Source organism: Actinorectispora metalli, assembly GCF_056323685.1.
The window spans coordinates 317,977-344,815 of the sequence record NZ_JBREYE010000002.1; the positions used below are offsets into that span (position 1 = coordinate 317,977).

Below are 26,839 nucleotides of genomic sequence, written 5' to 3' on the forward strand. Positions count from 1 at the left end.
GCCAGGTGCCCGCGGGTTCGCGATGTCAAGGAGTTCCATGACGGTCGGCGAGGAGGTGCGGAAGGCACTCCGGGCGCGGCTGCCCGACAGCGTGCGCACGGACCTGACCACCCGCGCCGCCTACGCCTCCGACGCCTCGGTCTACCGCCACGTGCCTGCCGCCGTGGTCGAGCCGCGCTCGGCCGAGGAGGTCGCCGCGGTGGTGGCGGTCGCCGCCGAGACCGGCGTGCCGATCACCGCCCGCGGCGGCGGTACCTCCGTCGCGGGCAACGCCATGGGACCGGGCGTGGTGGTCGACTTCTCCCGGCACCTCGACCGCATCCTGGACATCTCCGAAGCGGGCACCGCCGTGGTGCAGCCGGGCGTCGTCCTGGACGACCTGCGAGCGGCGGCCGGGCGGTTCGGGCTGACCTTCGGGCCGGACCCTTCCACCCATTCGCGCTGCACGCTGGGCGGCATGATCGGCAACAACGCCTGCGGCCCGCATTCGGTGGCGTGGGGGACCACCGCCGACAACGTGCTCGGGCTGCGGATGCTGCTCGCCGACGGCCGCGAACTCGACGTTGTCGCCGCCACCAGTGGGGACGCCGCCATCGACGCCGGGCTGCTGCGGCTGCGGGATGCGAACCTGGCAGTGCTGCGCACCGAGTTGGGCCGCTTCGGGCGGCAGGTCTCGGGCTACGCGCTGCACAACCTGCTGCCCGAGAACGGCTTCGCGGTGACCCGCGCGCTGGTCGGGACCGAGGGCACCTGCGGGGTGATCACCGAGGCCACCGTCCGGCTGGTCCCGGTGCCCGCGGCGCGCTGCCTGCTCGTGCTGGGGTTCTCCGACGTGTACGCCGCGGCGACCGTCGGTCCGCTGCTGGCCACGGCGGGCGCGCAGACCGTGGAGGGCATGGGCGAGGACCTCATCGCCGCGTTGCGCGCCAGGCCCGGCAGACAGCACGCGGGCAGCGAGCTTCCGCCGGGCCGGGCCTGGTTGTACTGCGAACTGGCGGGCGCCACCCTCGCCGAGGCGGTGGACCGCGCCAAGGAATTGGCGAGCCGCGGGGAGAGCGCGGTCGTGGTGACCGATCCGGCCAGGATGCGGGCGCTGTGGCGGATCCGGGAGGCCGCGGCGGGCACCGTGACCCGCCTTGCCGACGGGGGAGAGGCCTGGCCCGGCTGGGAGGATTCCGCCGTGCCGCCCGAGCACCTCGCGGGCTACTTGCGTGACCTGTATCGCCTGCTCACCGAGCACGGGCTGCGCGGCACCCCATTCGGGCACTACGGCGAGGGCTGCATCCACCTGCGCATCGACTTCGAACTGGGCACCCGGCACGGGCTCGACCGGTACCGCTCGTTCCTCACCGCCGCCGCCGAAACCGTCGCCCGCCACGGTGGCTCGGTGTCCGGTGAGCACGGCGACGGCCGGGCCCGCTCAGAACTGCTCGGCGCCATGTACTCACCCGCGGCGCTGGCGTCCTTCGCCGCGTTCAAGCACCTCTTCGACCCGCGTGGCCTGCTCAACCCCGGTGTGCTCGTCGACCCCGCCCCGCTGGACGCCGCCGTGCGCCCCGGGCCGGGACACGCGCGGTTCGAACTCGAACCCGTGCAGGCCTTGAGCCGCGACGGCGGGTTGTTCGCCTCCGCCGTCAACCGCTGCGTCGGGGTGGGCGCCTGCCGCTCGTTCACCGGCAGCATGTGCCCCTCGTTCATGGCGACCCGCGACGAGGTGCACTCCACCCGCGGCCGGGCCCGCGTGCTCGCCGAAATGCTCCGCGGCGAGTCCATTCAGGACGGTTGGCGCTCGACCGAGGCGTTGGAGGCGCTGGACCTATGCCTGTCCTGCAAGGCCTGCGCGAGCGAGTGTCCGGTCAATGTGGACATGGCCACCTACAAGGCGGAGTTCCTGCACCACCACTACGCCGGGCGGGCGCGGCCGATGGCGCACTACTCGATGGGCTGGCTCCCCGTCTGGTCCCGGCTGGCCGCCCGGGCGCCTCGGCTGGTCAACACGGCGCTGTCCTGGCCCCCGCTGGCGGCGCTGGCCAAACGCCTCGGCGGAATCGAACCCCGCCGCGACCTGCCCCGGTTCGCGCGGCGCCCACTGACCCGCTGGGCCAGGACGAGACCGGCGACCGACGGCACACTGGTCGTGCTGTGGCCGGACACCTTCACCAACCACCTCCAACCCGAGGTGGGCCAGGCCGCGGTGGCGGTGCTGGAGGCGTTGGGATACCAGGTGCTGCTGCCGGCCGGGAACGTCTGCTGTGGACTGACCTGGCACTCCACCGGGCAGCTCGACCGCGCCCGACGGGTGCTACGTCGCTCCCTGGACATCCTGGAACCGCTGTTGGCCGCCGGCCACCCCGTTATCGGCTTGGAGCCGTCCTGCGCGGTGTCGCTACGGCACGAGGCGACCGAGTTGCTGCCCGGCGACCGCCGAGCCTGCGCGCTCGCCGACCGGATGACCACCTTCGCCGAGTTCATCGCCGCGCACGACGGCCCCTGGCCCTTCCGCGGCGTGGACCGCGGCGCGGTGGCGCAAGTGCACTGCCACCAAGAGGCCAAGGGCTCCTACGACGCCGATCTCACGGTGCTGCGGAAGCTCGGCGTGCGCCCGGTGGTGGTCACCGGCTGCTGCGGGCTGGCAGGCAACTTCGGCTTCGAACGCGGCCACTGGGAGGTGTCCCAGGCCTGCGCCGAACGAGCGCTCTACCCCACGGTGCGGGCCGCCGCCGAGGACGACCTCATCCTGGCCGACGGCTTCTCCTGCCGCACCCAGGTCGCCCAGGGCACCAACCGCACCGCCACCCATCTGGCCACGGTGCTTCGCGCCGCTCTTGGGGGGCATTGAGCCACCAGAACACCGAACTGCCTGGTGGCCAACGCTTGTCAATTCCGACGGTGCCAGAACGGGTGGTCGGTCCATCTCGGCTCGGCGGCGTAGACCTCGGCCCGGCGGGCCAGATGCGATTGGTGGACCTGGTCGGCGCCCTCCTCGTAGGCCTGGCGGGCGGTGTCATCCCCCTCCACCATCTCGCCCATCACCGACGCCGCCTCGCAGGCCGAGACCAGGGCGAAGCACAGGCCGTCGGAGCTGAGCGGGTCCATGGACACGCAGGCGTCGCCCACCGACAGCGTTCCCGGCAGCCCGATCGTCGACCGCGCGCCCACCGCCGAACGCACCACCGGCGGGTGCAGGGCCTCAGCGCAACGCGGCGCTGCGAGCACGGTGGCGGACAAGCGGTCAGACCACTCGGCGGCGGAGGAACGCCACAGATCCGCGTCGGTCATCTGCACGACGACGACCTCGTCCCGCGGCGCGGGCACCGTGTACCACCAGCCGTCCGGTGTGGACTCCACGGTGAGCGCGCCCGGCAGCGGCCCCGGTCGGCGGTACCGGCGGAGCACGGCGGTCAGCCGGTCGGTCGGGGTCCGGGTGCCCAGCTTGCGGGCCAGCAGCGCCCGCCTGCCGGTGGCGTCCACCAGCAGCCTGCCGCGCAGGTCCTCACCGGTGTGCAGCCGCACCAGCCAGCCGCCCTCCTCGGCGCGGGCTTCGGTCACCGCGCCGTGGGCGAAGGCCACGCCCGCGGCCCGCGCCCGGTCCAGCAGCATCGCGTCGAACCGCACGCGGTCGATGCGCCAACCGCCGCCGAACGGGTTGGCCACGCTCGGGTTCTCCACCACCTCCGCCGACCCCCACGCCGAGAGCACGGCGTCGTTGCGGGGCAGGCCGAGGGCGGTGAACTCGGACCAGACCCCCAGGCGCCGCAACGCGATGCCCGCCTCGGCCTTGAGCACCTCCCCGTGCTCCTGCGGCCTGCGGGTGCTGCCGATGACGAGCGTGACGCGGTGACCCCGACCGGCGGCGGCCAGGGCGGTGGCGGCCCCCGCGGGACCGCCACCGACCACCACTACCTCCGGATCAGGCCGCATGCCCCGAACCGATCAGCCTGCCGACCCCGATCGCGGCCCTGCCGTTGGCGGGCACGGCGCTGCCGACGTGGTGGGTGAACTCCCGCTGGAACGGCACCCCACCGGTGCTCACGCCGTGCGCGACCACCCGCACCAGGCCGTCGCCCAACTGCTCCACGAGGTTCTCGCCGCGCAGGTCGCCGCCGTGCACCACGGTCACCTCCAGGCCGCCGTCGCCCGCGGTGGTGGCGCGCAGCGAGATCTCCGACCAGCAGTGCACCTGCACGCGGTAGGCCACCGGCTGCCCGTCATCGGCCAGCCGCACCTGCAGCCGCCACTGCCCGTAGTGCGAGACACGGTGCGGCACCAGGTCCACGGGAAGCCGCACGCGGTAGTACCGCACCTGCTCGTGCGCCAACTGCGTCACGCCATCCCGGACCACTTCGGGCGTGATCTCGTGGCCCAGCGGGCTGATCAGCCGGAAGTCGAGCCTGCCGGCCTCCGGCGAGGCCAGCACGGCGTCGAAGGCGTGGTCGGCGTCGGACAGCTGGAACGGGATGGAGTCCTGCCGGCCCGCCGCCACCGTGCTGCCCGCGGTGGTGACCACATCGGCGTTGGCGATGTCGGTGAACATCTCCAGGAACGACCTGGACTCCGTGTCCCCGGCCCCGACGCCCGCCGCGGCCAGCACCGGCTCGGGCACCGCGAACGGAACGTTGCGGCGGCCGACCTCCACCAGGTCCCGGCCCCGGCGCACCACGAAGCCACGGGTGTGCCACTGCGTGACCATCTGCTCCATGGTGTTGATGCCTGCCATCCACTCCCGGTAGGTGCCGGTGCCCACCGGAATCGTCTGGCCGGGTCGGTGCGATGGCCACCAGTACTCGCCGCAGGCGTAGAAGTCGGCCTGCCACGGCAAGGACAGGACGCCAGACTCATAGCTGTGGCCCGTGACATCGCCCGGCCGCACCTGCGCGATGTTGAACCGGTACGCCTCCTGCCAGATCTGGATCGCCGACTCCACGAACCTGCCGACCTCGATGCCCGGTGACAGCGAGGCGCCGATGCTGTGGCTCAGCGGCCCTCGGTCGAGTTCCGCGGGCGTCAACGGCAGGGGAACCGGACCGCCCGCCCAGTCGTCGATGAACTGGCCGTCCCGCCAGCGCTTCATCATCTCGTACTGGGCGTCGGTGAGGTCGCCCGCGATGGGCGGCATGGTGCCGCCCTGCCTACGCAGCTTGTCGTACACCGCGGTGCGGGCTTCGGGGCTCAGCGGGTACAGCGACGGGTCGATCGTGTGGTGCGCCGACCCGGCGCCGCGGTGGACGCCCCGTGCCTCGGTGCCCGAGGCCAGGATCGGCAGCACGTGCCTGCGGAACTCGGTCGGGTCCGGCACCCGCTGGCCGAATGCGCCGCTGGCGATGTAATAGGCGCGCAGCGTCTCGTACAGCGGCATGGCGGGCGGCACCGGCGGCGCGAACTTGGGCGGACCGGTCACCACCCACGCGGGCGCGGCCTCGTAGTCCCGGCCGTTGACCCGCACGGTGGCCTCGATCGAACCGTCGGAGCTGTCGTCGAACCAGCCACGGCTGTGCAGACCCGTCAGCGGCTGCCCGGTGGGCGACTCCGAGCGACCGTGGCCCCCGAGCACCAGCAGCCTGCCGCTGGCCTCTGTCCGCGCCTCGCCCAGCTTGACCTGCACCCGGTTGCTGTTAGGGAACTGGATGTCGCCGTTGAGGACCACCCGCGCCCCGGTTCCGCTCAAGGCGGCCTTGGGGGTCTGGATGACCAGCCGCTCCCGCTCCTCCGGGGTGAGCTCGTCGTTGACCACCCACGCCTTCCGGTTGCCCAGCTGAACCCGCCAGGTGATGTCGGCGCCTGCCTCGGTGAGCTCGGTGGGCGCGGTGCCGTCATCGTGGTAGGCGAAGACCCGGAAACGTGCCGCCTGCCTTTTGATCCGGCCCTGCCCGTCCTTGTAGCCGCCGTTGGGCGCTGCGGGCTCATCCGCCGTTTCGGGGCCGACGAAAAACTGGTCCGGGCTGTTGCCCATACGGGCGATACCGATCGCCGGATGGATTCTTACGTGCGTTATCGCCATGAAACGAACTCCCCCTGAAATGGCTCCCCCGGAGCGACGGCGTCCCCACGCCGTCCTAATCAGAACGTGGGAAACCCCCCAAGAGTTGCCTCGAACCGCCAAAAATTACCGAAAGCTGACAGGCGCGGTTCCCGCTCACATTCGTGACCTCGGTGTGCTTATCTGGCTGGGGCGCGTTTCGGCGACAAGGGGGGACCAGTTGAGCGAATACCGTATCGGCCTCGAGATCGACGGTGTGCCCATCGCGGGCATCACCGAGATCACCGGCCTGAAAGTGGAACACGACGTCATCGAGGTCAAGCAGGCCAATGCGGACGGCACCTACGTGGTGAAGAAGCTGCCCGGCAGGCCCAAAGCGGGTGAGGTCACCGTGACCCGCTCGCTCACCCAGGACACCAGCTTCGAGAAATGGGTCAAGGAAGCCTTCGCCGGAAAGCTGGAAATCGGACGCAAGGGTGGTGCGATCACCATCTACGAGTCCGACGGCAGCCCGCTCAAGCGATACCGGCTGGTGAACGCGTGGCCGAAGAGCCTGGAGGTCGCAACGCTCAGGGCGAGGGACACCGCGGTGCTCACCGAGAAGCTGGTCATCGCCTACGAAGAGCTGCACCTGGAATAATTTCGCGCACAATCCGGCCACCGGTTCCGGACGCGACAACTCGGTACAGGCCAGTTTGGTTACGCCCGTTTTCACATCGACATAATCACACCAGCGCCCGCGACTCGCAGGTAACCCGCCGCCACCGGGGCTCGTTTCCGGTGGTGACCGTCACGTCGTCGTCCCGACGACCAAGCGGAATGCCTGCGGGAGAGCAATGCGCACTTCGAGTATTCGCACGACGGTGTCGCCCGCGGTGGCACCGGTCGGGCAGCTGTGGGCGTTCACCCTGGACACCCTCTTCGAACTGGTCCGGGCCGTGCTCCGGCGCCGGGTCGACGTGCGGGACGCGGTCGAGCAGACCTGGTTCCTGGCGAGCGTGACCACGCTGCCCGCGCTGCTGGTCATGGTGCCGCTCGGCGTGGTGGTGTCGGTAGGCATCGGCGCCCCGATGACCCAGCTTGGCGCGCAGGCATACGGCGGCGCGATCACCGCGCTGGTCGTCGTCGGGCAGGCCGCGCCCATGGTGTGCGCGTTGATGATCGCAGGCGTCGGCGGCTCGGCGATGTGCGCCGACCTCGGCGCCCGCAAGATCCGCGAGGAAACCGACGCCCTCCAGGTCATGGGCATCTCCCCGATCGAGCGACTGGTGCTGCCCAGGGTGTTCGCCGCCGTCGCGGTCACGCTGCTGCTGGACGCGCTGGTGATGGTCGTCGGCATCGGGGTCAGCTTCGTCTTCCAGGTCGGCTTCTTCGACGTGACCGCGGGCGCGTTCCTGGAAACCATGACGCGCTTCGCCCGCTCGGCCGACTTCGCCGTCTCCGAGATCAAAGCGGGCACCTTCGGGCTGCTGGCCGCGATCGTGGCCTGCCACCGCGGACTCACCGCCAAGGGCGGACCCGGCGGCGTCGGCCAGGCCGTCAACGAGGCCGTCGTCCTCTCCTTCGTCCTGGTCTTCGCCGCCAACGTGGGGATCAGCCAGCTATACGAACTGTTCAGCCCGGCGCAGGGAACGTACTGACATGGCGCACACCAACAACCCCTCCACCCTCTCGCGGGCCGTCGCCGAGATCGGCGCGCAGGCCACCTTCTACGCCCGCGCGCTCGCCTCCATCCCGCACACGTTGCGCTCCTACTGGAAAGAGGTCGTCAAGCTGGTCAACGAGATCGGCTTCGGCAGCGCCGCGCTGATCTCGCTGGGCGGCACCGTCGGCGTGGTCTTCGCCCTGTCCTTCGCCTCCGGCTCACAGATCGGACTGGAGGGCTTTCGGGGCTTGGACCTGGTCAGCCTCTCACCCATCTCCGGTGTGGTGTCCTCGCTGGCCAACACCAGGGAACTGGCGCCGATCGTGGCGAGCGTGGCGCTGGCCGCCAAGGTCGGCACCGGCTTCACCGCCCAACTCGGCGCCATGCGCATCGGCGACGAGATCGACGCGCTGGAGACGATGGCGGTGCCATCGCTGCCGTTCCTGGTCACCACCCGCATCCTCGCCGCGCTGCTCGCGGTCATCCCGCTGTACCTGGTGGGGCTGTTCGCCTCGTTCGTGTCCACCAAGTTCGTTGTGGTGACCCTCAACGGGCAGTCGGCGGGCACCTACGACTACTACTTCCACCTCTTCCTGCCCGGCATCGACATCGTCTACTCGCTGGTCAAGGCACTGGTCCTGGCGGTGATCATCACCTTGGTGCACTGCTACTACGGCTTCCACGCGGGCGGCGGCCCCGCAGGCGTCGGCCGCGCGGCGGGACGGGCGCTGCGCACCAGCCTCGTCGCGATCATGGTCGCCGACATGGTGCTCACGCTGCTGTTTTGGGGAGTGGACCAGCAGGTCCCGGGAATGGGGGCATCATGATGCCGCACGAGGCGCTCACCGAGGGCGCGCTGCCGCACCGCGTGCTGCGCAGACGCGGCGTCATCGCTGCCGCCCTGCTGCTGGCCGTCGGCCTCGCGGTCGTCGGTATCCGCGGGCTGTCCCTGCTCACCGACCCCACGGTCACCACCGTCCTGCCGTCCGCGGCGGGCCCGGTGAAACCGCTGTCGGTGGTGCAGTACAAGGGCGTCGCCGTCGGCACCGTCATCAAGGTCGACCCGAATCCGCACACCAGCCGGGTCACCATGTCCATCAAGGACACCCACGCGGGCGCGATCGGCCGGGACGTCAAGACCCGCATCATGCCGCGCACCCTGTTCGGCGACACCTACATCGACCTCGTCGGCGACACCACCGCCGAGGGCGGACGCCTCGGCTCCGGCGCGGTGCTGCTCGCCGACACCTCGACCAAGACCGTGCAGTTCTACGACGCGTTCAACAGGCTGGCGGGCATCGTCGCGGCCATCGAGCCGGGACAGCTCACCGCCGCGCTGACCGCACTGGCCAAGGCCTTGCGAGGCAACGGCGAAAAGCTCGGCACCACCATCGACGAACTCGACCGCCTCGGCCGGTTCTGGCAGCCCAAAGTCGAGTCCACCGTGGACCTCCTGGGTCCGACGGCGACGCTGACCGAGCGGCTGGCCAAATCCGCGCCCGACCTGGTCCAGACCCTGGGCAACGCCGCCGAACTGTCGGGCACGGTGGCGGAGAGGAAGGAGAACGTCGTGCGGCTCTTCGCGGGCGGCGTCGGTCTGACCGGCATCGGCAACGCGCTGGCCAAGGACAACGCCGATCGGATGATCCACCTGGTCGGCTACGCCGATCCCCTCACCGCGGCGCTGGCCGAACAGCCAAAGCAGGTGCCCGCCATGGTCGACGCGCTGGGCAACTGGCTTGGGAGCTGGGGTGTCTTCCTCGGCAACCTGGAGCAGGCCAGCAACGCCGACACCAAGTTCACCATCAAGAAGACCGCGCCCTACGGCAGCCAGGACTGCCCCCGCTACGAAGGCGCGGCGGGCCCGGACTGCCCAGGCGGCGCCAAATACGACCAGGTGGTGCCCACCGGCGGCACCAGCGGACCGGTGGGCAGCGCCCAGGAACAGGCCGCCCTTGGCACCATCGGCGACCGGATGACCCCAGGCACCGGCGACCCGCGGCGCAAGACCGCGGGTCTGCTCGGCACCGTGCTCGGCCCGCTGGCCCGCGGCTCCCAGGTGGTGACCCGATGAGAGGCGACCGCAGGCCACTGCCCACCGCGACACTGCTCAAGCTCACCGTCTTCACCCTCGTCTCCGCGCTGTCCGGCCTGATCGTCTGGCAGACCCTGAGCCAGCCGGTCGCCCCGTCCACACGGGACTACCGGGCGGAATTCACCGATGTGATGGGCCTCGGCGAAGGCAGCGACGTGCGCATCGCCGGGATCAGGGTCGGCCGCGTCACCGAGGTGGCGCTGACCGGCAGCCACCCGACGGTGGAATTCGAGATCGACGCAGGCCAGCGGATTCCGGCCAGAGCGGGCGCCGCGGTGCGTTACGCCGACATGCTCGGCGCGCGCTACATCGCCATCACCGCACCCCGCGAGGACACCGAGGGCCCGCTGCCCGAGGGCGCCACGATCCCGCTGTCCCGCACCAGACCCGCACTGGACCTCACCGACCTGCTCAACGGCTTCAAGCCGCTGTTCAACTCGATCGACCGCGGCCAGGTCAACCAGTTGGCAGGCCGCATCGTCGCCGTGTTCCAAGGCGAGGGCGGCACCATCCAGTCGCTGATGACCCACGTCGCCTCGCTGACCACCACCCTGGGCGGCAAGGACAAGGTGATTGGCGACCTGGTCGCGAACCTCAACACCGTCGTCGGCACCACCGCCGAATACCGCGAGGACCTCAAACAACTGGTCACCGGCCTGGAGGCGCTGACAAGGAGCGCGGCCGACCAGCGCGAGCAGATCGGCACCGCGATCGACAGCACCAGCAAGCTCACCACCGAACTCAACGGCCTGCTCGGCCGCATCCGCCCCCAGGTCGACGCCGACCTCCGCGGCCTCGACACCACCACCGCCGCACTGCTCGCCAACCAGGACAAGATCGAAAAGGGCCTGCGCGACCTCCCCGAGCTCCTCCGCGGCGTCAACCGCAAGATCGACTACGGATCGTGGATGAACATCTACATCTGCAACCTCACCATCACCACCCCCAGCGGCCGCACCCTCACCCCCGGCGGCAAAGCCCAGTCGGAGGTGTGCCGATGAGCTCCCTACTGGACCGCAAACGCACCTTCCAGGAGCGGGACGTCTTCCGGATGGGCTTGGCCGGGCTGGCGGTGTTCACCGTGTTCCTGGCGATGGCCGTGGTGCTGCCCCAACTGGTCTTCTACACCGGCACCAACACCTACCGAGCCGAGTTCGCCAACGCCTCCGGCCTCCAGACCGACGACCAGGTCTACCTAGCGGGCGTCCGCTCCGGCCGCGTCACCAAGGTCGAGCTTGCGGGCGACCGCGTCCTGGTGCACTTCCGCCTGGACACCGACCGCGAGTTGGGCGACGAGTCCAGGGCAGGCGTGAAGGTGCAGACCGTCTTGGGCAAGCGCTACCTGGACGTGAAACCCGCGGGCAGCGTCATGATGCGCGGCGGTGCGACGATCCCACTGGCCCGCACCTCGGTGCCGTTCACCCTCGACGACCTCGCCCGCGCCGCCACCGACCAGGGCCAGGCCGAACTGGACATCGACGCGCTCCGCGCCATGATCGCCACCCTGCACCAGAACCTGCCCGACCCCGATCTGACCGGGCAGACCCTGACCGGCCTGGCCGCGGTCTCCACCGCCCTCGGTGAACGCTCCGAACAGCTCAAAGGCCTGCTGCATGGCACTCAGCAGGTGACCTCGGCGCTGGTCGACCAACAGGACACCCTCGTCGCGCTGCTCGGCGACGCCGACCTGGTGGTGCGCATGCTCAACGACCGCCGCGAGGTCATCCGCACCCTGCTCACCCAGCTTTCCGGACTGTCCACACAGGTCAGGACCCTGTTCAAGGCCAACACCGAGACGATCAACCCGCTGCTGGACAAGCTGCACTCGCTCACCGCCACGCTCCAGCGCAGCGACGGCCAACTCGGCGACACCCTCACCCAGCTAGCCCCGTTCTCCCGCCTGATGACGAACGTCAGCGGCAACGGCCCGTGGGCCGACGGCTCCGCGCCAACGGCGTTGATCTCCGACAACATGCTCTGCCAGGCCGGCCTGATCAAGGGGTGCTCATGACGATCCGAAGAGGCGGGGCGCTGCTGCTGGTCGCACTGCTCGGCGTGCTCTCCTTCGCCGCGTTCTGGCCGACCGGCTACCGCACGGTCACCGCCGAGTTCGCGGGCGCCGACAACGTCTTCCCCGGCATCCGCGTCAGCATCCTGGGCGTTCCCGTCGGCACCGTCACCGACGTGACCCCCGCAGGCAAGGTCGTCAGGGTGACCATGCGGATGCCCGCCGACACCAAGGTGCCCGCGAATGCCCAGGCGTGGGTGATGAGCCCCGAGCTGATCAGCGACTACTTCATCGAACTCGGCCCCGCCTACCGCCCGGGCGACCCAGAACTCACCGGCACCATCCCCGTCGAGCGGACCCACTCACCGATGAAATGGGACCGCCTGATGTCCTCGGTGGACGAGGTGCTGCGCGAACTCGGCCCGGACGGGAAGTTCGGCGCCGACGGCACCCTGGGCACCGCTCTGAAAGACACCGCCGCGCAACTCAACGGCAACGGCGCGAAGATCCGCGACACCATCCAAGGCCTCGGCCAGGTCAGCCAGGTCACCGCAGGCTCGGCACAGGACATCACCAAACTCGTCGGCGACCTCGACACCCTGGTCGCCACGCTCACCAAGAACCGCTCCACGGTGAACTCGCTGGCCGACGGCATCAACCGGGGCGCCGCCGACCTCCGTGTCGAGCAACAGACCATCGGCGTGACCATCGAAAACCTGGCCACCGTGCTGGCCGAGGTGACCGCTCTGGTGAACAAACACGGCGACGCCCTCGGCGTGGACCTGGCGAACCTCGCCAAAACAACCACCACCTTGACCGCCAAGCAGGAGCAGCTCAAGGAAATCCTGAACACCCTGCCCCTGCTGGCGCAAAACCAACAGCGATCCATCTCTGAGGACGGGGCGCTGCGCCTGCGGTTCAGTCCGAGCACCCAGATCACCCAGTTCGACACCACCAGAAAGCTGTGCGGGCAGCTACCGGTGCCGCTGTGCAACGCCTTCGCCATCGCGCTGCCATCCCCGTCGCCCAACCCGCTCGACGCCGTCCTCGGAGGAGGAAAGTGAAGCGCGTACCCGCACTCGCCGTGCTGCTCGCCGCGGCCCTGTCCACCACCGGCTGCGGAGCGCTGCGCCTGCAGAACCTCCCTGTCGGCGAAGTCCTCTCCGGCCCGAGTTACCGCCTGACCGCCGTGTTCCCCGACGCCAACGGCCTCCCCGAAGGCGGCCAGGTGCGCATCGGCCAAGCCGTGGTCGGCCGCGTGGTGGACCTGGAAACCTCAGGCTTCACGGCCAGGGTCGTGATGGACATCGGCGAGGACGTCGTGCTGCCCCGTGGCACCGCGGCCAGCCTGGAGATGTCCAGCGTCCTCGGCGAGGAGTACGTGGCGCTGAAGCCACCCGCCAAGGACCCCGGCGGCCCGCGCCTGGGTGCCGACGACACCATCGAGCAGCAGTCCACCACCCGTGGCCCCGATGTGGAGACCACACTGGCCGCACTCGGTGGCCTGGTCGGCGGCAACGGCTTCGACCAAATCCAGACGATCGTCACCGAACTCAACACCGCCCTAGGCGGCCGTGAGCAAAACGTCCGCGACCTGCTGGCCCGCATGAACACCCTCGCCGTGTCCCTGGACAGCCACAAACGCGACATCGCCCGCACCCTCGACGCCCTGGGCGGCACCTCGGCCGCGATGGCGCAGGACAAGCAGACGCTGGCCGACGCCTTCACCAGAATCGGCCCCGCCGTCGACGTCCTCCGCAGCCAAAGCCAGGAATTCCACCGCCTGCTGACCAACGTCACAAGCCTCTCGGAGACCACAACGAAGACGGTCACCGCAGGCGGCGACAACATCGACCACATCCTCCGCAACGTGCGCCCGGTTCTGGACGGCATGCAGAACTTCGACTCCCGCCTCGGCGCCACCCTGGACTCCATCGGCCTGATGACCGACTCACTGCGCACCGACAACGCGGGCGACTACTTCAACATCAAAGCCGCCGTCGACCTCAAAAAGCTGCTGCCGCTCGTCAGTGGCGGAACCACCCCACCCGCGGCCAACGGCGTTGGCGGCCTGCTCGAGGGAGGCACCCGATGAGCGGCAAACACCTGGAGCAGGAGCCCTTCCTCCACCGCAACCGCATGACGATCCGCCTGGCCCTGCTAGCCGCGATCGGCCTGGCCTGCGCCGGCTTCATCGGCGTCGAGGTCGTCGGCGCCAGTCTGTTCACCGGCCGCTACGAGATCACCGCCGAAATGCCGGACGGCGGCGGCCTGGGCTCCCAGGCGCAGGTCAACTACCGCGGCAGACAGGTCGGCCGAGTCGAAGAAGTGCGGCTGCACCCCGACGGCAGCGGCGTCACCGTCCGGATGCTGCTGGACGACGGCATCCCCATTCCGGCCAGCGCCAAAGCTGTCGTCACCCAACGCACCCCGCTGGCACTCCAGCACCTGGACCTCGAACCGGACACCGACCAGGGCCCTTACCTCGCCGCGGGCGCGGTAATCCCCGCCGAGCAGTCCGCCAGACCGCTGCCGATGGAAACAGTGCTGGCCCACCTGATGCGCATGTCGGACACCATCGACCCCGCCGACCTGCGCACCATCAGCAACGAACTCGGCACCGCCTTGGGCACCAGCGGCGAAGACCTCCGCCGCCTGGTGGACGACTCCGCCGCCGTGGTCCCCATGCTGCGCGAGATCTCCCCAAGACTCGCCGCCCTGTCCCGCAACGGCGAAAAGCTCTTAGGCGCCCCGCAGGACCCCGGCCTGCTCACCTACACCGACAAGCTGCCCCAGGTCTCCGCCAACATCCGCGCCCTGACCGACCGAGTACGCGCCAAGGACAACAGCGTGCGCTCCATTCTGGACACTGGCCCGACACTGACCGAGCGGCTCACCCCTCTGCTGGAGAAGAGCCAGCCCGACATAGCCCTCCTCATGGCCAACACCACGACCACCGCCCAGATCGTCGCGGTCCGCACCCCGGCCCTGCGCGAAACGCTCAAGGAACTCCCCGGCTCCCTGAACAAGCTGGCAGGCGCCGTCCGCGACGGCAAACTGCGCATCGACTTCGTGACCACCCTCGGCCCGGCCTGCGCCTACGACACAACCCGCAGACCCGCCACCGACACCACCTCCCGCGACCCCAACCTGAACGCCGCCTGCGACAGCGGCCTCCGCGCAGGCGTAGCCATGCGCAACGCCGCAGGCGCCCCCCGCCCACCCGCCGAAGCCGACCCCGGCCCAGCCGAGATCGTCCTGCACGACCCCAAGACGGGGGAGGTGCGGAGCAGGGCAACGGTCAACGTCACCGGCGGCCAGTCCGCCACCCTCGGCAGCAAGTCCTGGTACTCGATCTACCTGCAGGGAGTGAAGTGATGCCTCGGACGGTCAACAGCCTCGACACCGAACTCTCCGACCCCCCGGAGCCGGACGAGAACGACACCCCCAAGCCGGCTGCGGCAGCCGACACCGAGCCAACCCCGGACGCGCAGGCCAACACCGAACCGGTGACGAACGCGCCAGCCGACGCCGAGCCCGCAGCGAGTGAGAAACCTGAAGCAACGCCCGCGATCCCCCGACGACGGTTCCCCCGCGCGCCGCGGCGCCTGCTCGCCATCGCCGTCGTGGCGCTGCTGCTGGCGGGCATCGCCTTCCTCGGCTGGCAGGTCTACCAAAGCCGGGTCGCCGACCAACGCCGCACCGAGGCCGTGGAAGCCGCTACCCGATTCGGCCTGGACCTCTCCACCTACGACTACCGCGACATCGGCACCAACTTCACCAAGGTCAGCGCCAACTCCACCGAAGGCTTCGCCAAGCAGTACAAGGAAGTCAGCGACAACCTCGGCAAGCTGATCACCCAATATCAGGCCGTCTCCAAGGGCAAGGTCGTCACCGCAGGCCTGGTCGCCGCCGACGACGAACAGGCCACCGTCGTCCTCTTCGTAGACCAGACGGTCACCAACTCCAACAGCCCCCAACCCCGCGAGGACCGCAACCGCATGCAAATCACCCTGCGCCACCAGGACAACACCTGGAAGCTCGACGACGTAAAGCTCATCTAAGGCTCCTGAACCGGTATCTCCCCGGTCGGCCACTGCTCCATATCCACGGGCGCAAGGCCCTGTGCGTCGAGGTCGTCCGCCCGCCAGTTGAGCCGAATCGACCCACCCTCCCGGACGGCGCGCTCCAGCAACTCGGCCACCGTGACCACATCCGGGTGCTCGTCCGGCTGGGGCGGCAGGCTGTGCTTCCCCATGCCTTAACCCCTTACCGGTCCTTGGCCGCAGACCACTACCCGGTAGTGGGTGGTAGTTCATTGACGACCGCCCCCTCGATGAGCCTGAGACAGTGGACTCGTACAACAGGTTGTGGGGCCATGTGACAGCGGCAGCACTCGGCCCTGAAGCGTCGAGGAGGTTGCTGCTTCAGCTGGCTCAGGAATACGCGTGAAGGGGCGAACATGATCAGCCAAGAGTTCGCGCGAGCGCGGTGGATCAGGAGCAGCCGCAGCGATGGCAACGGACAATGTGTCGAAGTCGCAAGAACAGCGGGTTGCGCTGCTGTTCGCGATACCAAACACCGCGATGGCGGCTACATCGCGGTTCCCGCAACCGCCTTCGACGTGTTTCTGAACGCGATCAAGACGGATGAGCTCGGCGCGGTCTGACCAAACTCGGCGCTAGCAGCTTCATGAGCGGGCAGCCCGCTGGGCGGTCGACTCCGAAGTGCAGCAGGGCCCGTATGGATGCGTCGGCGAACGCTCCGTACGGGCCCGGCTGCCACAGGTGTTACGTCGGCTTGTAGACGTCGGACGCACTATCCCAACAGTGTCGCGGATGGGCCAGGGCGCAAACCTCTACTTCGCCTGCCTGCTCTAGTACCAGCGGTACAGGAACCACTTCATCCTGCCGTCGTTGCCCCGCTTGTACTCGCACTTGTAGGTGCCGCCGAGAGCGTCGCCCTCAGTGATACATGCCGCCTTGGACCAGTAGGCGCGGTAGAAGTGCCAGCTGGCCATGATCTCGACGTTCGTCTCGCCGGCCGAGACCGTCGGCGACGGTGCCGCCTCGGCTGCCTGGGCCGTCATAGCCGTGCCCCCAACGGCGAGCGTGCCCCCCAAGACCGCTCCTACCAGCGCGCGTCGCATGCGCATGATGTGTTCTCCCCTCATCACGAATCGGCGTCTTCCATCACTCCGATTCTGGGTCGCGTCGGGGCCGATGTCGTTGTGCCTGAGTGCCATCGCCTTGAGGATCTGTGCCAAGGCATGGCATGCCGGGCGAGGCTCAGAAGAACTGGCCGCCTGTTACTGCGATTACCTCTCCGGTGATGTAGCTGGATTCCTGGGAGGCGAGGAAGACGTAGGCGGGGGCCAGTTCGGCGGGTTGGGCGGCGCGGCCGATGGGGGTTTGGGCGCCGAAGGAGTCGACCTTTTCGGCGGGCATGGTGGCGGGGATCAGGGGGGTCCAGACCGGGCCGGGCGCGACCGCGTTGACTCGGATGCCTCGGTCGATCAGTTCCGAGGACAGGCCCTTGGTGAAGTTGACGATCGCGGCCTTGGTGGAGGCGTAGTCCATCAGTTCGGGGGAGGGCTGGGTGTTCTGGATGGAGGTGCTGTTGATGATGCAGGCGCCCGGGGTCATGTGCGGGATGGCGGCTTGGCAGAGCCAGAACATGGCGTAGATGTTGGTCTTGAACACCCGGTCCAGCTGCTCGGTGGTGATGTCCAGGATGCTGTCCTGCGCCATCTGGTAGGCGGCGTTGTTGACGAGGATGTCGACCCGGCCGAACTCCGCGACCGCCCGGTCGATGATGGTGTGGCAGTGCTCCTCGGAGCGGATGTCGCCGGGGATAGCGACCCCGCGGCGGCCTGCCTGAGTGATCAGCTCCAGGGTGCTGTCGGCGTCAAACTGTTCCTCTTCCAGGTGGGAGATCACCACGTCGGCGCCCTCGCGAGCGAAGGCCAGCGCCACCGCGCGGCCGATGCCGGAGTCGCCGCCGGTGATCACCGCGACGCTGCCGTCCAGCCTGCCGCTGCCGCGGTAGGTGTCCTCGCCGTGGTCGGGCTTCGGGCCCATCCTGTCGTCCTCGCCGGGCGTGTGCTGGCTCTGTGCGGCCTGCTCCTCCGGGCCGCGGTACTGGGTGCGCGGGTCCTGGCGGGTGTACTGGTCCTTGGCCACGGCGGTGTCTCCCTCTGGTCGAACCGGAGTGTTCAGAACTGACGATTCCCCGCGGGCGGGCGGTCCAATCACGGCCCTGGTGTGGCGGCGGACGCGAACGGGTAGAAGATGATCGCGCCCCGTTGTCGGGGCGTTCCGGCGGCGAAGGGCAGGGCATGGGCGGGTCCGACTCCGAGAAGTCCGCGGCGGCGGGGCACCACGAGCTGGTGGGGCAGCCGCACCGCGAAGAGGAGGGCCCGGTCGCCGAGGCCGAGGCCGTCGCGGCGGAGATCAGCACCCCGCAGCGGCCGCTGGGCAAGCCGGGGAAGCCGCTGAACCACCGGTCGCCGTTCTTCATCGGCATGCTGGGCGCGACCGGGGTGGCCGCGACGTATCTGCTGGCCCAGGTTGTGATCACGGCTCAGGACATGCTGATCCTGATCGGACTGGCCTGGTTCATCGCGATCGGGCTGGAGCCCGCGGTGTCCTGGCTGGTGGGCAGGCGACTGCCGCGTTGGGCCGCGGTGACGGCGGTGTTCGTCGGCATGCTGGGGTTGGTGGGCGGGTTTCTCGCCGCGGCCATTCCGGTGATCACCGACGAGGCGGGCACCTTTGTCGATCAGCTTCCCGGTTACCTCAAGCAGTTGCAGGACAGCAATTCCACGTTGGGCAGGCTCAACGAACGGTTCCACGTCGACCAGCAGGTGCTGCGGTTGGTCGAAGGCAGCTCCGAGGGTTTGGTGGCGGGCGCGCTGGGGGCGGGGCAGGCGGTGCTGGGTGCGCTTGGGGACTTCCTGATCGTGCTGGTGCTGATCGTGTACTTCCTCGCCGATCTGCCGCGCATCCGCCAGGGCCTCTACCGGCTGGTGCCGCATTCGCGGAGGCCTCGGGTGATCCTGCTGGGGGACGAGATCTTCGCCAAGGTCGGCGGGTACGTGCTGGGCAACCTGATCATCTCGCTGATCGCGGGCAGCGTCACCTTCCTCTGGCTGGTGGCCTTCGACGTACCGTACGCGTTGCTGCTGGCCGTCACGGTCGCGCTGTTGGACCTCATCCCGGTCGTCGGCGCCACCCTGGGGGCGGTCATCGTCTCGCTGGTCGCCTTCACCGTGTCGGTGCCGGTCGCGCTGGCCACCATCGGCTTCTTCATCGTCTACCAGCTTCTGGAGGACTACGTGCTGGTGCCCAGGATCATCGGCCGGGTGCTGAAGGTGCCCGACCTGGTGACCGTGGTCGCGGTGCTACTGGGCGCCGTGCTGCTTGGCGTGATCGGCGCGCTGGTGGCGATCCCGATCGCGGCCGCGGTGCTGTTGATCCTGCGGGAGGTGACCTTCCCGCGGCTGGACCGGGCCTGACGGCGCAGGGCCGCCACCGGTCGGGGGAAACCGGTGACGGCCCTGGCGCGAAGGGGGAGGGCTGTCCCTCCCGGCCGAGTGCGTCGGATGCTCACCACCTTCCTGCTGGTGCTGACGGCGTCCGCGGCACCGGGGGCGAGCGCTGTCGAGCCAAGCCGGGGTCGTCGCCGCGGTCCTGCGGGGCAGGTCGGTGTCGAACGGCCGGGGAGGGTGGCCTGCCCCGCGGTCCCGGGGAACCGGGACCGGGCCGCGGGCGGGTCGGGGGCTCGTCCCACGACTCCGCGATGATCGACTCGAACTCCTGGCGGAGCAGGTCGGCATCCGCGCAGATCAGCTCGTAGAACTCCCGGTCGACGTCATCGACGGTCGCGGCCGACAGCCCCGGATCGCTTGCCGTGCACATCGTGAATCACCGCGGGTCAGGCGTTGATCACCTTGCGGCCATTGGACCCGCTGGCGATGGCGATCTTGCGGGGCTTGGCGGCCTCCGCCACCGGGATCTTCAGCGTCAGCACACCGGCGTCGTAGCTCGCGTCGATCCGCTCGGTGTCCAGGCTGTCGCCGAGGAACAGCTGACGGCTGAACGCGCCCGTCGGGCGCTCGGACACCAGGATCTCGCTGTTCTCGCCGTAGCTGGGGCGCCTGCGCTCGGCCTTGACGGTGAGCACGTTGCGTTCGATGTCGACATCCACCGACTCCGGGTCAACGCCGGGAAGGTCGAAGTGCACCACGAACTCGTCGCCGATCCGGTAGGCCTCCATGGGCATCGCCACCGGCTTCGTCCAGCTGCCCGAGCCGTTGAACATGTTCTGAGCAAGTCGATCCAGCTCACGGAAAGGATCAGTACGCATCAACATCGCGGGTCTCCTCCCTTCGATGACATTCCCGCGTATGAATCCACGTCTGCGGCGCTTGGCCTCACTTCTGTTTTAGCACTCTCGCCCGTCGAGTGCCAACCCCTGTGGGCCTCCATCGAATGGGTGAAAGACGATATGATCAAGGCGTGGTCCGTGCACAGGCGCTGCTGATCACCGGCCCGTCGGGGTGGGCAAGACCGCCGTCGCCGAGGCCGCGGGTGACCGCCTCGACGCGACCGGGGTTCCACACGCGGTGATCGACCTCGACTGGCTGAGTCGCTGCCTTCCCAGTCCGCCGGACGATCCGTTCAACCTGAGCCTGGAATTGCGCAACCTGCGCTGCGTCGCGGCGAACTACCTCGCCGCGGGCGCCCGGCGCCTGCTGCTGGCGGGCGTGGTGGAAAGCCGAGTCGACCGTCAGCGCTACGCGCAGGCCCTCGGCATCGGCCTCCTCGTGTGCAGGCTGACCGCCCCCTCCGCGGTGATCCGCGACCGGCTCGTCCACCGTCACGGCGCCGACGATGAAGGCTTGCGCCGGCACCTGCGGCGGGCGGTGGAACTCGACCGAATCCTGACTCTGGCGACCGTCGAAGACTTCCAGGTCAACGCCGAACCGCAGGCGAAACACGTGGCCGATGCCATACTGCGAGAGACGGGCTGGATCACAGCTTTGCGGTGAAGCGAAATCCGCTCAGGTTGCCCTGGCCTCGATGAATCCACCCGGATTGCGCAAACCTGGCGGTTTCCGCCCGCCGGGGACAACCGGCTGGTCTCCCTGGTCGTCTTGGGGGGTGAACGTCGATTGAGCCGCCGTAACGGGGGCAGGCTGAGGGGGAGATGCAAGATGTCACATCGTGCGGTCGCGATCGGAACCGGGTTTGTGCTGGCGGCACTGACCGCGGGGGCGCCGCTGGCCCAGGCGGCTCCGGTGGAGGGCTACCTGGGGTTCGGCGGTCAGTCGGTGGTTGCCACGCCGGGCGGCACCGTGCCCATCGACGGCTGGTGCACCGCCGACCCGTTCGTCGAGGCCGTGATCGGCTCGCCCGCGCTGCACCCGCTGCGGCTCAAGGCCACCGGTGACGGCGAGGGCAGACGGATCTTCGCCGGGCACGCCCAGGTCCGCAAGGACATCAAGTCGGGCGTCTACCCGGTCGTCTTCGCCTGCGGGGACAAGAAAATCGAGCGCAGGCTCACGGTGCACCTGACCAGCCCGGACAACGACGTGCGGGTGGAGCCGGGCGAGCTCAAGGTGCTGCCCGGCAAGGTCACGGCCGGGCAGCGGGTATCGCTGTGGTGGCATCGCTCGTCCTGCGGCGAGGAGGTCACCATCACGGGTGCCGAACTCACCAGCCTGCCCAAGGCCGCCTCCGTGATCGAGGACGAGATGCGGATCAAGGCCCCCGCGCGGATCAGCAAGGACGCCAAGCCGGGCAAGCACACCGTCACGGTGAAGTGTGACGGCGAGACGCTATCCACCAAGGTCACGGTGGTTGAGAAGACCCCGGGCAAGGTCGCGGTCGTGCCCAAGGGCGCACCGGAGACCGGCGGCGGTCCGCTGTCGTGATGTGCCGGGGCATCGTCGGGGTGCTGGTCGCGCTGCTGCTCGTCGTGGGCTGCGGGACCAGCACTCCGGCGCCACCGGCGCCACCGGCCGTCGAGCAGCAGGCGGATGCCGAGCCCGCGGGCATCGAGATCCCCCGGATCGAGGCCGTGTCCAGCCTCGTTCCGCTGGGGATCAACCCCGATCAGACGATCGAGGTGCCGCCGGTGGAGCAGCCGATGCAAGCAGGCTGGTACCACCTCGGCCCTCGGCCGGGCGATCCGGGCGCGGCCGTGGTGCTGGGCCATGTGGACGGCGCAGGCAAGCCGGGCATCTTTTACCGCCTGCGCGAACTCGCCGTCGGCGATCAAGTGCTGGTGTCCCGTTCGGACGGTTCGGTGGCCGAGTTCCGGGTGCGGCACGTGGAGCAGGTGGCGAAGAGGGAGTTCCCCACCGACAAGGTCTACGGCGACACCGACGAGACCGAGTTGCGGCTGATCACCTGCGGCGGGAGCTTCGACGCCACGGCCCGCAGCTACCGCGACAACATCATCGTCTACGCGATGCTCGCCGACTAGGGACCGTCAGCCCGCGGGGTCGCCGATGCGGGCGGCGAGGATAGGTTGGCCAGGGCCGGTGAGCTCGGCGGTGATGCCACGACGCCCCGCCGCCGCCATCAACAGGGCCTCGCCGGGGCCCTGGACCTCGGGGCCGCGGCCGGTGGACCAGCCGAGGTCGGCCGCGACCAATCGGAGGCCGCGGACGCGGGGGCGGGCGCCGACCGGTGGAGCGACGAGGGCGAAGCGCAGGGCGGGGAGCAGGCGCTCCAGAGGGATCTCGCGTGGCCGGTTCAAGGCGCGGCGAATGTCCTGGTGGTGGATCATGCCGTCCACCAGCGCGATCCTGCCGCCGAACGCCGCGGTCATACCGCGCGGCTTGAGATGCGCCTTCAGCAGCGCCAACAGCTCAGCCGGATCGCGGGTGCCGTACTCGGCGAGGCCGATGGCGTTGGCGCGGTCGGGCCGGAAGCGGCCTTTGGCCAATCGGGTGAGCAGGGCACGGGTGGACAGCTCGTCGTAGCTGATCACGTGGGCGAGCACATCGCGAACCCGCCATCCCTCGCACAGGGACGCGGCCTCCCAGTCCTGCGGTGACAGCGTCTCCAGGAACGCCACGAGATCGGTTCGCTCGTCCTGTGCCAGACCCATCATGCCCAGGGAGCCTACGGCGGCCCATGAAGCGATTCAGAATCGATAATCACCAATACAAAACGGTTACGGCGCTGGTGTGCGCGCCGGGCAAGATTATATTCATGAACATCGATCCAACGGTGCGTGTTGGAGGGGAGTCGATCGTGGTCAGCTCAGGGAAAAGCGTCACGTTCGGGTCCGGTGCGCACTCCTGCGGGGCATCATGCTGCCGTCCGCTCCAGTACGTGAAAGTCGAGGCCGCCCGGTGAGCACGATTCCCGAGGTCCTGTTCGTGTGTGTGCACAACGCGGGGCGCTCGCAGATGGCCGCCGCACTCCTCCAACACCACGCGATGGGCCGTGTCTCCGTCCGCTCGGCGGGCTCCGAGCCCGCCGAGAAGGTCAACCCCGCCGCGGGGGCGGCGCTGGCCGAATGGGGGCTGGACATCACCGCCGAGGTGCCGAGCAAGCTCTCCTACGGCGACGTCGAGGCCTCCGATGTGGTGATCACCATGGGTTGCGGGGACACCTGCCCGGTCTTTCCGGGCAAGCGGTACCTCGACTGGAAGCTGGACGACCCGGCGGGGCAGTCGGTGGACGCTGTCCGCCCTATCCGGGACGAGATCGACCGCCGCGTCAGGGCGTTGCTGGCGGAACTGCTGGACTAGCCACGCCCGCGATGAAGTTCCCGAGCACCGGCCGTACCTGTGCCGACCAGCCCAGTGCGGCGAGGTCGGCGGTGAGCGTCGCGGGATCGTGGAACACCTTCACCACGCGGTAGCGGCTGCCGTCGTCCAGGGTGCGCACCACCGCGGGCACCGGCTGATCCGCCAGCACCTGCTCGTTCGCGGCTTCCGGCGGGCCGTCGTCGACGAACACCGCCCGGCCGCCCGGCGTGAGGACGGCGGCGATGGCGTTCCAGAACGCAGGCAGCCGAGCGGGCGGCACGTGGGACAGCCAGAAGCCGAAGAACACCGTGTCGTAGCGCTGCGGAGGCCGCCACTCGAACAGGTCGGCCTGCACGAAACGCACCTCGGCGGTGCCCTCCCTCGCGCGGGCCAGCGCCAGCACCTCGGCGGAGGTGTCGACGGCCGTCACCGACCGCGCCCGCGCGGCCAGCAGCGGCGTCCACTGGCCCGTTCCGCAGGCCAACTCCAGCACATCGCCCGCGATCGGCAGGTCGTCGATCACCGAAGGCAACGCCAGCAGGTCGGCGCGCTCGGTGAACTGGCGGTCGTACTGACCCGCGCCCGCACGGTAGTAGGCGACCTGCTCGGCCAGGAGTGCGTCGTCGCTCATGTTCCGACTCTACGAAATCGTCAAGCGGCTCAACCTGATCCGCAGCACCCCGAGGAGGTGCCGCGGGTCTCGCCGAGCAGCGCACGGTAGGCCTCGGCGGCCACCAAACCCGCCGTGCCGTCGTCGTGCAGTTCGTTCTTGACCAGCGCGAAGGCGAGGTCGTGTTCGGGGTCGGCGAAGGCGACGCTGCCGCCGGTTCCGGTGCTGCCGAAGGAGCTCGGCGAGCCGCCGAGCCAGGTCATGCCCGCGAAGTAGCCAAGGCCTTTCGGTGCCGCCATGCCGAGGATCTCGTCCTTCGCACCGGTCGCGGGGGCGGAGACGAGCGCCAGCCGTTCGGGGGAGATGAGCCGCACCCCGTCCACCGGCCCGAGCAGGGCGGCGAACATGCGGGCCGCGGCGGCGGCGGTCATGGTGCCCGCACCGGGGATGTCGGCCCCCAGATAGCGGGGGTCGTTGGCGAGGACGGCGGTGGCGGGCACGGCGGGCGGCGCGGCCATCAGCGCGGCCTCCGAATACCGCATCGGCGCCACGTCGACCAGCTTCGCCAACCGGGGACGGGCCGGTTCCGGCACGCCGAAGAACAGCGAGTCCGCGATACCCAGCGGCTCCGCCACCTCGGTGCGCAGCACGGTGGAGATCGGCGACCCGGTTGCGCGGCGCACGACCTCGCCGAGCAGCCAGCCGTAGCTCCAGCCGTGGTAACCGGTGCGGGTGCCCGGCTCCCAGAGCGGACGCGACTCGGTGATCGTGCGGCACATGCCGTCCCAGTCGCAGAAGTGGTCCAGCGTGGTGTCGGCGGGCAGTTGCGGGACGCCCGCGGAGTGCGTCAGCAGGTGCCGCACGGTGATCCGGTCCTTGCCGTGCACGCCGAACTCCGGCCAGTACATCGCGACCGGCGCGTCGTAGTCGATCCTGCCCTGCTCCGCGAGCACGTGGACGACGGTGGCCGTCATGCCCTTGCCGGTGGAGAACGCGTGGATGAGCGTGTCCGCGGTGATCGGGTTGCCGGTGCCGTCATGGCCCGCGACGGCGTTCACCACGGGACTGCCGCGGTGGTAGACGGCGGCCTGCACGCCGATCTCCCGGCCGGTGGCGACCAGCCAGTCCAGCACGCGTTGCACCCGCTGCTGTGCGATGTCGGTGTCCACGGAAACGTTCCTCTCGGGCTAGGGCACGAACAGCGCGAGGCCGTCCCCCACCCGAGGGGGATGGGGGACGGCGGCGAGTTTCCCGCGCTGGGGGAAGCGGGAGTTCAGACCGACGCGGTGGCAGGTGCGTCGAACTGCTCGCGGGCGAATGCGGCCAGTTGCAGGGCGACGCCCTCATCGACGCCCAACTCCGCGGCACCGGCCAGCACCGCGTCCGCGGCGCTGGGGGCGGTGCCCATGTGGCGTGCGGTGACCGTCATCAGGCGTTCGAAGTCCTCCGAGGACAGCCCCGCCCGCTTGGCGATGGCCTTGGCGCCGTCGGTCGCCGAGCACACTCCGGTCTCCGGCAGGTCAAGCTGCACCTCGCGGGCGGCCTTCCAGTCGCCCGCCAGCGCGGCCACGATGGAGCGGACCTGCTCGAAGCCGGTGGCCATCAGGAACGTCGGCGCCCGGCCGTAGCTCTTCATGCCGACGGTGTAGTACCCGTTCTCCGGGTGGGCAAGCTCGTCGACGCCGTGGGCGTAGACGGTGCCGCAGGAGTGCACGTTCGGGTCGATCAGCGGGGCGAGCCCGCGGGCCGCGCCCAGGATCGGGTCGGTTTCCAGCCGCAGTTCGGACGCGATGGAGTGGTCGGGGCGGTAGCCGGTGGCGGCGATGACACGGTCGGCGGCGACCGAGCGTCCCGCACCGTCGACCAGTTCCACGCCGTCGCCAGCCCGGCGGACCGTGTGCACGCGGAAGTCGTGCACGAGCGTGACGCGGCCGGTGTCGACCAGCATCCGCAGGCCGGAGCCGAGCGCGCCGCGGGCGGGCAGGTCGTCGGCGTCACCGCCGCCGTAGGCGCGCTCCGGTGCCGCGGCGCGGATCACCCAGGTGATCTTCGTGTCGGGCACCCGCTCGCGCAGGTCGGACAACGCCAGCAGCGAGGTCGCGGCCGAGTGGCCCGCGCCGACGACGATGGTGTGCTTGCCCGCGAAGCGGTCCCGGTCCGCGTCGAGCACATCGGGCATGGCCGACTCGATCCACGCGGTGCACTCGGGCTCGCCGTGCGCGGGGAGGCCGTTGGCGCCCAACACGTTCGGAGTGGCCCAGGTGCCGGAGGCGTCGATGACCGCGCGGGCCAGCACCTCTTCGCCGTTGGCCAGCCGCAGCACGAAGGGCAGGTCGTCCCGGCCCGCGGTGCGGACCCGGTCGGCGATGTGGCGGCTGATCGCGGCGACCTTGGTCTGGTAGCGGATGTGCGGCGCGATGGACGGGTGCGCGGCCAGCGGCTCCAGGTACCCGGCGACCAGCTCGGCGCCGGTGGGCATGTCCTCGTCAACGGGCGCGGTCCAGCCGCTCGCCTCGAGCAGTCGCCTGCCCGCCGGGTCCATGTTGTAGCGCCAGGGGCTGAACAGCAGGACGTGTCCCCACTCCCGCACCGACGCGGCGGCCGACGAACCCGCCTCCAGGACGGTGAACGGCACCCCCCGCTCCACAAGCTGGGCGGCGGCGGCGAGGCCGACCGGACCCGCGCCGATCACCGCCACCGGCAGTTGCGTGTCAACCACGATGAAGTCCTTCCT

The 26,839-nt window shown here is 69.8% G+C and carries 28 protein-coding genes; 17 read left to right on the forward strand and 11 right to left on the reverse strand.

The window, feature by feature from the left end:
* The first annotated feature begins 37 nt into the window (after nucleotides 1-37).
* On the forward strand, nucleotides 38-2,839 hold the full coding sequence (locus ACU6XJ_RS21595; protein ID WP_476314664.1) for an FAD-binding and (Fe-S)-binding domain-containing protein: 2,802 nt from the start codon (nucleotides 38-40) through the stop codon (nucleotides 2,837-2,839).
* 38 nt (nucleotides 2,840-2,877) lie between these two features.
* Here the strand turns inward: ACU6XJ_RS21595 and ACU6XJ_RS21600 are convergent, their stop codons facing one another.
* Nucleotides 2,878-3,921, reverse strand: a complete 1,044-nt coding sequence (locus tag ACU6XJ_RS21600; RefSeq protein ID WP_476314667.1) for an NAD(P)/FAD-dependent oxidoreductase — start codon at nucleotides 3,919-3,921, stop codon at nucleotides 2,878-2,880.
* Complete coding sequence (locus tag ACU6XJ_RS21605) at nucleotides 3,911-5,998, reverse strand: LodA/GoxA family CTQ-dependent oxidase (RefSeq protein WP_476314670.1); 2,088 nt, start codon at nucleotides 5,996-5,998, stop codon at nucleotides 3,911-3,913. Before ACU6XJ_RS21605 ends, ACU6XJ_RS21600 begins: the two co-directional genes overlap by 11 nt.
* A 199-nt stretch (nucleotides 5,999-6,197) precedes the next feature.
* Between ACU6XJ_RS21605 and ACU6XJ_RS21610 the strand changes: the two genes are divergently transcribed.
* From ACU6XJ_RS21610 to ACU6XJ_RS21655, 10 genes are all read left to right on the forward strand, one after another.
* Nucleotides 6,198-6,617, forward strand: coding sequence for a phage tail protein (locus ACU6XJ_RS21610; RefSeq protein WP_476314673.1), 420 nt, complete (start codon nucleotides 6,198-6,200; stop codon nucleotides 6,615-6,617).
* Nucleotides 6,618-6,813: 196 nt separating this feature from the next.
* Entirely contained in the window at nucleotides 6,814-7,617 is an 804-nt protein-coding gene (locus tag ACU6XJ_RS21615; protein WP_476314676.1) for an MlaE family ABC transporter permease, read from the forward strand.
* Nucleotide 7,618: 1 nt separating this feature from the next.
* On the forward strand, nucleotides 7,619-8,449 hold the full coding sequence (locus tag ACU6XJ_RS21620) for an MlaE family ABC transporter permease (RefSeq protein ID WP_476314679.1): 831 nt from the start codon (nucleotides 7,619-7,621) through the stop codon (nucleotides 8,447-8,449).
* The gene (locus ACU6XJ_RS21625) at nucleotides 8,446-9,696 is read left to right on the forward strand and encodes an MCE family protein (RefSeq protein ID WP_476314682.1); all 1,251 of its coding nucleotides are present in this window, start codon (nucleotides 8,446-8,448) and stop codon (nucleotides 9,694-9,696) included. The genes ACU6XJ_RS21620 and ACU6XJ_RS21625 overlap by 4 nt, the downstream gene beginning before the upstream one ends.
* Nucleotides 9,693-10,718 (forward strand): MCE family protein, encoded by a 1,026-nt coding sequence (locus ACU6XJ_RS21630; protein ID WP_476314685.1) that lies wholly within the window; start codon nucleotides 9,693-9,695, stop codon nucleotides 10,716-10,718. Before ACU6XJ_RS21625 ends, ACU6XJ_RS21630 begins: the two co-directional genes overlap by 4 nt.
* Entirely contained in the window at nucleotides 10,715-11,728 is a 1,014-nt protein-coding gene (locus ACU6XJ_RS21635; protein WP_476314688.1) for an MCE family protein, read from the forward strand. Before ACU6XJ_RS21630 ends, ACU6XJ_RS21635 begins: the two co-directional genes overlap by 4 nt.
* Complete coding sequence (locus ACU6XJ_RS21640) at nucleotides 11,725-12,789, forward strand: MCE family protein (protein ID WP_476314691.1); 1,065 nt, start codon at nucleotides 11,725-11,727, stop codon at nucleotides 12,787-12,789. Before ACU6XJ_RS21635 ends, ACU6XJ_RS21640 begins: the two co-directional genes overlap by 4 nt.
* The gene (locus ACU6XJ_RS21645; protein ID WP_476314694.1) at nucleotides 12,786-13,820 is read left to right on the forward strand and encodes an MCE family protein; all 1,035 of its coding nucleotides are present in this window, start codon (nucleotides 12,786-12,788) and stop codon (nucleotides 13,818-13,820) included. The genes ACU6XJ_RS21640 and ACU6XJ_RS21645 overlap by 4 nt, the downstream gene beginning before the upstream one ends.
* Nucleotides 13,817-15,103, forward strand: a complete 1,287-nt coding sequence (locus ACU6XJ_RS21650) for an MlaD family protein (protein ID WP_476314697.1) — start codon at nucleotides 13,817-13,819, stop codon at nucleotides 15,101-15,103. Before ACU6XJ_RS21645 ends, ACU6XJ_RS21650 begins: the two co-directional genes overlap by 4 nt.
* Nucleotides 15,103-15,789: a hypothetical protein gene (locus ACU6XJ_RS21655; protein ID WP_476314700.1), complete on the forward strand. Its 687-nt coding sequence runs from the start codon at nucleotides 15,103-15,105 to the stop codon at nucleotides 15,787-15,789. Before ACU6XJ_RS21650 ends, ACU6XJ_RS21655 begins: the two co-directional genes overlap by 1 nt.
* Here the strand turns inward: ACU6XJ_RS21655 and ACU6XJ_RS21660 are convergent.
* The gene (locus ACU6XJ_RS21660) at nucleotides 15,786-15,983 is read right to left on the reverse strand and encodes a hypothetical protein (protein ID WP_476314702.1); all 198 of its coding nucleotides are present in this window, start codon (nucleotides 15,981-15,983) and stop codon (nucleotides 15,786-15,788) included. The two genes, ACU6XJ_RS21655 and ACU6XJ_RS21660, sit on opposite strands and share 4 nt — an antisense overlap.
* Nucleotides 15,984-16,187: 204 nt before the next feature.
* Between ACU6XJ_RS21660 and ACU6XJ_RS21665 the strand changes: the two genes are divergently transcribed.
* Nucleotides 16,188-16,394 carry a DUF397 domain-containing protein gene (locus ACU6XJ_RS21665; protein ID WP_476314705.1) on the forward strand — a complete coding sequence of 69 codons (207 nt, stop codon included), beginning with the start codon at nucleotides 16,188-16,190 and terminating at the stop codon, nucleotides 16,392-16,394.
* A 207-nt stretch (nucleotides 16,395-16,601) separates the two neighbouring features.
* On the opposite strand, the gene ACU6XJ_RS21670 is transcribed toward ACU6XJ_RS21665, so the two are convergent.
* A complete protein-coding gene (locus tag ACU6XJ_RS21670) occupies nucleotides 16,602-16,814 on the reverse strand; it encodes a hypothetical protein (RefSeq protein WP_476314707.1) in 213 nt (70 codons plus the stop codon).
* Between the two features lie 199 nt (nucleotides 16,815-17,013).
* On the reverse strand, nucleotides 17,014-17,907 hold the full coding sequence (locus ACU6XJ_RS21675) for an SDR family oxidoreductase (protein ID WP_476314710.1): 894 nt from the start codon (nucleotides 17,905-17,907) through the stop codon (nucleotides 17,014-17,016).
* Nucleotides 17,908-18,062: 155 nt separating this feature from the next.
* Here ACU6XJ_RS21675 and ACU6XJ_RS21680 point away from each other — a divergent pair, with 155 nt between their 5' ends.
* Nucleotides 18,063-19,241 (forward strand): AI-2E family transporter, encoded by a 1,179-nt coding sequence (locus ACU6XJ_RS21680; RefSeq protein ID WP_476314713.1) that lies wholly within the window; start codon nucleotides 18,063-18,065, stop codon nucleotides 19,239-19,241.
* 91 nt (nucleotides 19,242-19,332) lie between these two features.
* Here ACU6XJ_RS21680 and ACU6XJ_RS21685 read toward each other — a convergent pair whose 3' ends face one another.
* Nucleotides 19,333-19,644, reverse strand: coding sequence for a hypothetical protein (locus tag ACU6XJ_RS21685; RefSeq protein WP_476314716.1), 312 nt, complete (start codon nucleotides 19,642-19,644; stop codon nucleotides 19,333-19,335).
* Between the two features lie 16 nt (nucleotides 19,645-19,660).
* Entirely contained in the window at nucleotides 19,661-20,098 is a 438-nt protein-coding gene (locus tag ACU6XJ_RS21690) for an Hsp20/alpha crystallin family protein (protein ID WP_476314719.1), read from the reverse strand.
* Nucleotides 20,099-20,285: 187 nt separating this feature from the next.
* On the opposite strand from ACU6XJ_RS21690, the gene ACU6XJ_RS21695 reads away from it, so the two are divergent.
* The 3 genes from ACU6XJ_RS21695 (at nucleotide 20,286) to ACU6XJ_RS21705 (ending at nucleotide 22,216) form a co-directional block, all read left to right on the forward strand.
* The gene (locus tag ACU6XJ_RS21695) at nucleotides 20,286-20,777 is read left to right on the forward strand and encodes a hypothetical protein (protein WP_476314722.1); all 492 of its coding nucleotides are present in this window, start codon (nucleotides 20,286-20,288) and stop codon (nucleotides 20,775-20,777) included.
* Nucleotides 20,778-20,942: 165 nt separating this feature from the next.
* On the forward strand, nucleotides 20,943-21,662 hold the full coding sequence (locus ACU6XJ_RS21700) for a hypothetical protein (protein WP_476314725.1): 720 nt from the start codon (nucleotides 20,943-20,945) through the stop codon (nucleotides 21,660-21,662).
* Complete coding sequence (locus tag ACU6XJ_RS21705) at nucleotides 21,662-22,216, forward strand: class F sortase (protein ID WP_476314728.1); 555 nt, start codon at nucleotides 21,662-21,664, stop codon at nucleotides 22,214-22,216. Before ACU6XJ_RS21700 ends, ACU6XJ_RS21705 begins: the two co-directional genes overlap by 1 nt.
* 6 nt (nucleotides 22,217-22,222) lie before the next feature.
* On the opposite strand, the gene ACU6XJ_RS21710 is transcribed toward ACU6XJ_RS21705, so the two are convergent.
* Nucleotides 22,223-22,846, reverse strand: a complete 624-nt coding sequence (locus tag ACU6XJ_RS21710) for a maleylpyruvate isomerase family mycothiol-dependent enzyme (protein ID WP_476318573.1) — start codon at nucleotides 22,844-22,846, stop codon at nucleotides 22,223-22,225.
* A 247-nt stretch (nucleotides 22,847-23,093) separates the two neighbouring features.
* On the opposite strand from ACU6XJ_RS21710, the gene ACU6XJ_RS21715 reads away from it, so the two are divergent.
* Nucleotides 23,094-23,495: an arsenate reductase ArsC gene (locus ACU6XJ_RS21715; RefSeq protein WP_476314731.1), complete on the forward strand. Its 402-nt coding sequence runs from the start codon at nucleotides 23,094-23,096 to the stop codon at nucleotides 23,493-23,495.
* Here the strand turns inward: ACU6XJ_RS21715 and ACU6XJ_RS21720 are convergent.
* The 3 genes from ACU6XJ_RS21720 to ACU6XJ_RS21730 all read right to left on the reverse strand — a co-directional run bounded on the left by ACU6XJ_RS21720 (nucleotide 23,464) and on the right by ACU6XJ_RS21730 (nucleotide 26,824).
* A complete protein-coding gene (locus tag ACU6XJ_RS21720; protein WP_476314734.1) occupies nucleotides 23,464-24,126 on the reverse strand; it encodes a class I SAM-dependent methyltransferase in 663 nt (220 codons plus the stop codon). The two genes, ACU6XJ_RS21715 and ACU6XJ_RS21720, sit on opposite strands and share 32 nt — an antisense overlap.
* A gap of 29 nt (nucleotides 24,127-24,155) precedes the next feature.
* Nucleotides 24,156-25,274: a serine hydrolase domain-containing protein gene (locus tag ACU6XJ_RS21725; RefSeq protein WP_476314737.1), complete on the reverse strand. Its 1,119-nt coding sequence runs from the start codon at nucleotides 25,272-25,274 to the stop codon at nucleotides 24,156-24,158.
* A gap of 104 nt (nucleotides 25,275-25,378) precedes the next feature.
* Entirely contained in the window at nucleotides 25,379-26,824 is a 1,446-nt protein-coding gene (locus ACU6XJ_RS21730; RefSeq protein ID WP_476314740.1) for an FAD-dependent oxidoreductase, read from the reverse strand.
* Between the last annotated feature and the right edge of the window lie 15 nt (nucleotides 26,825-26,839).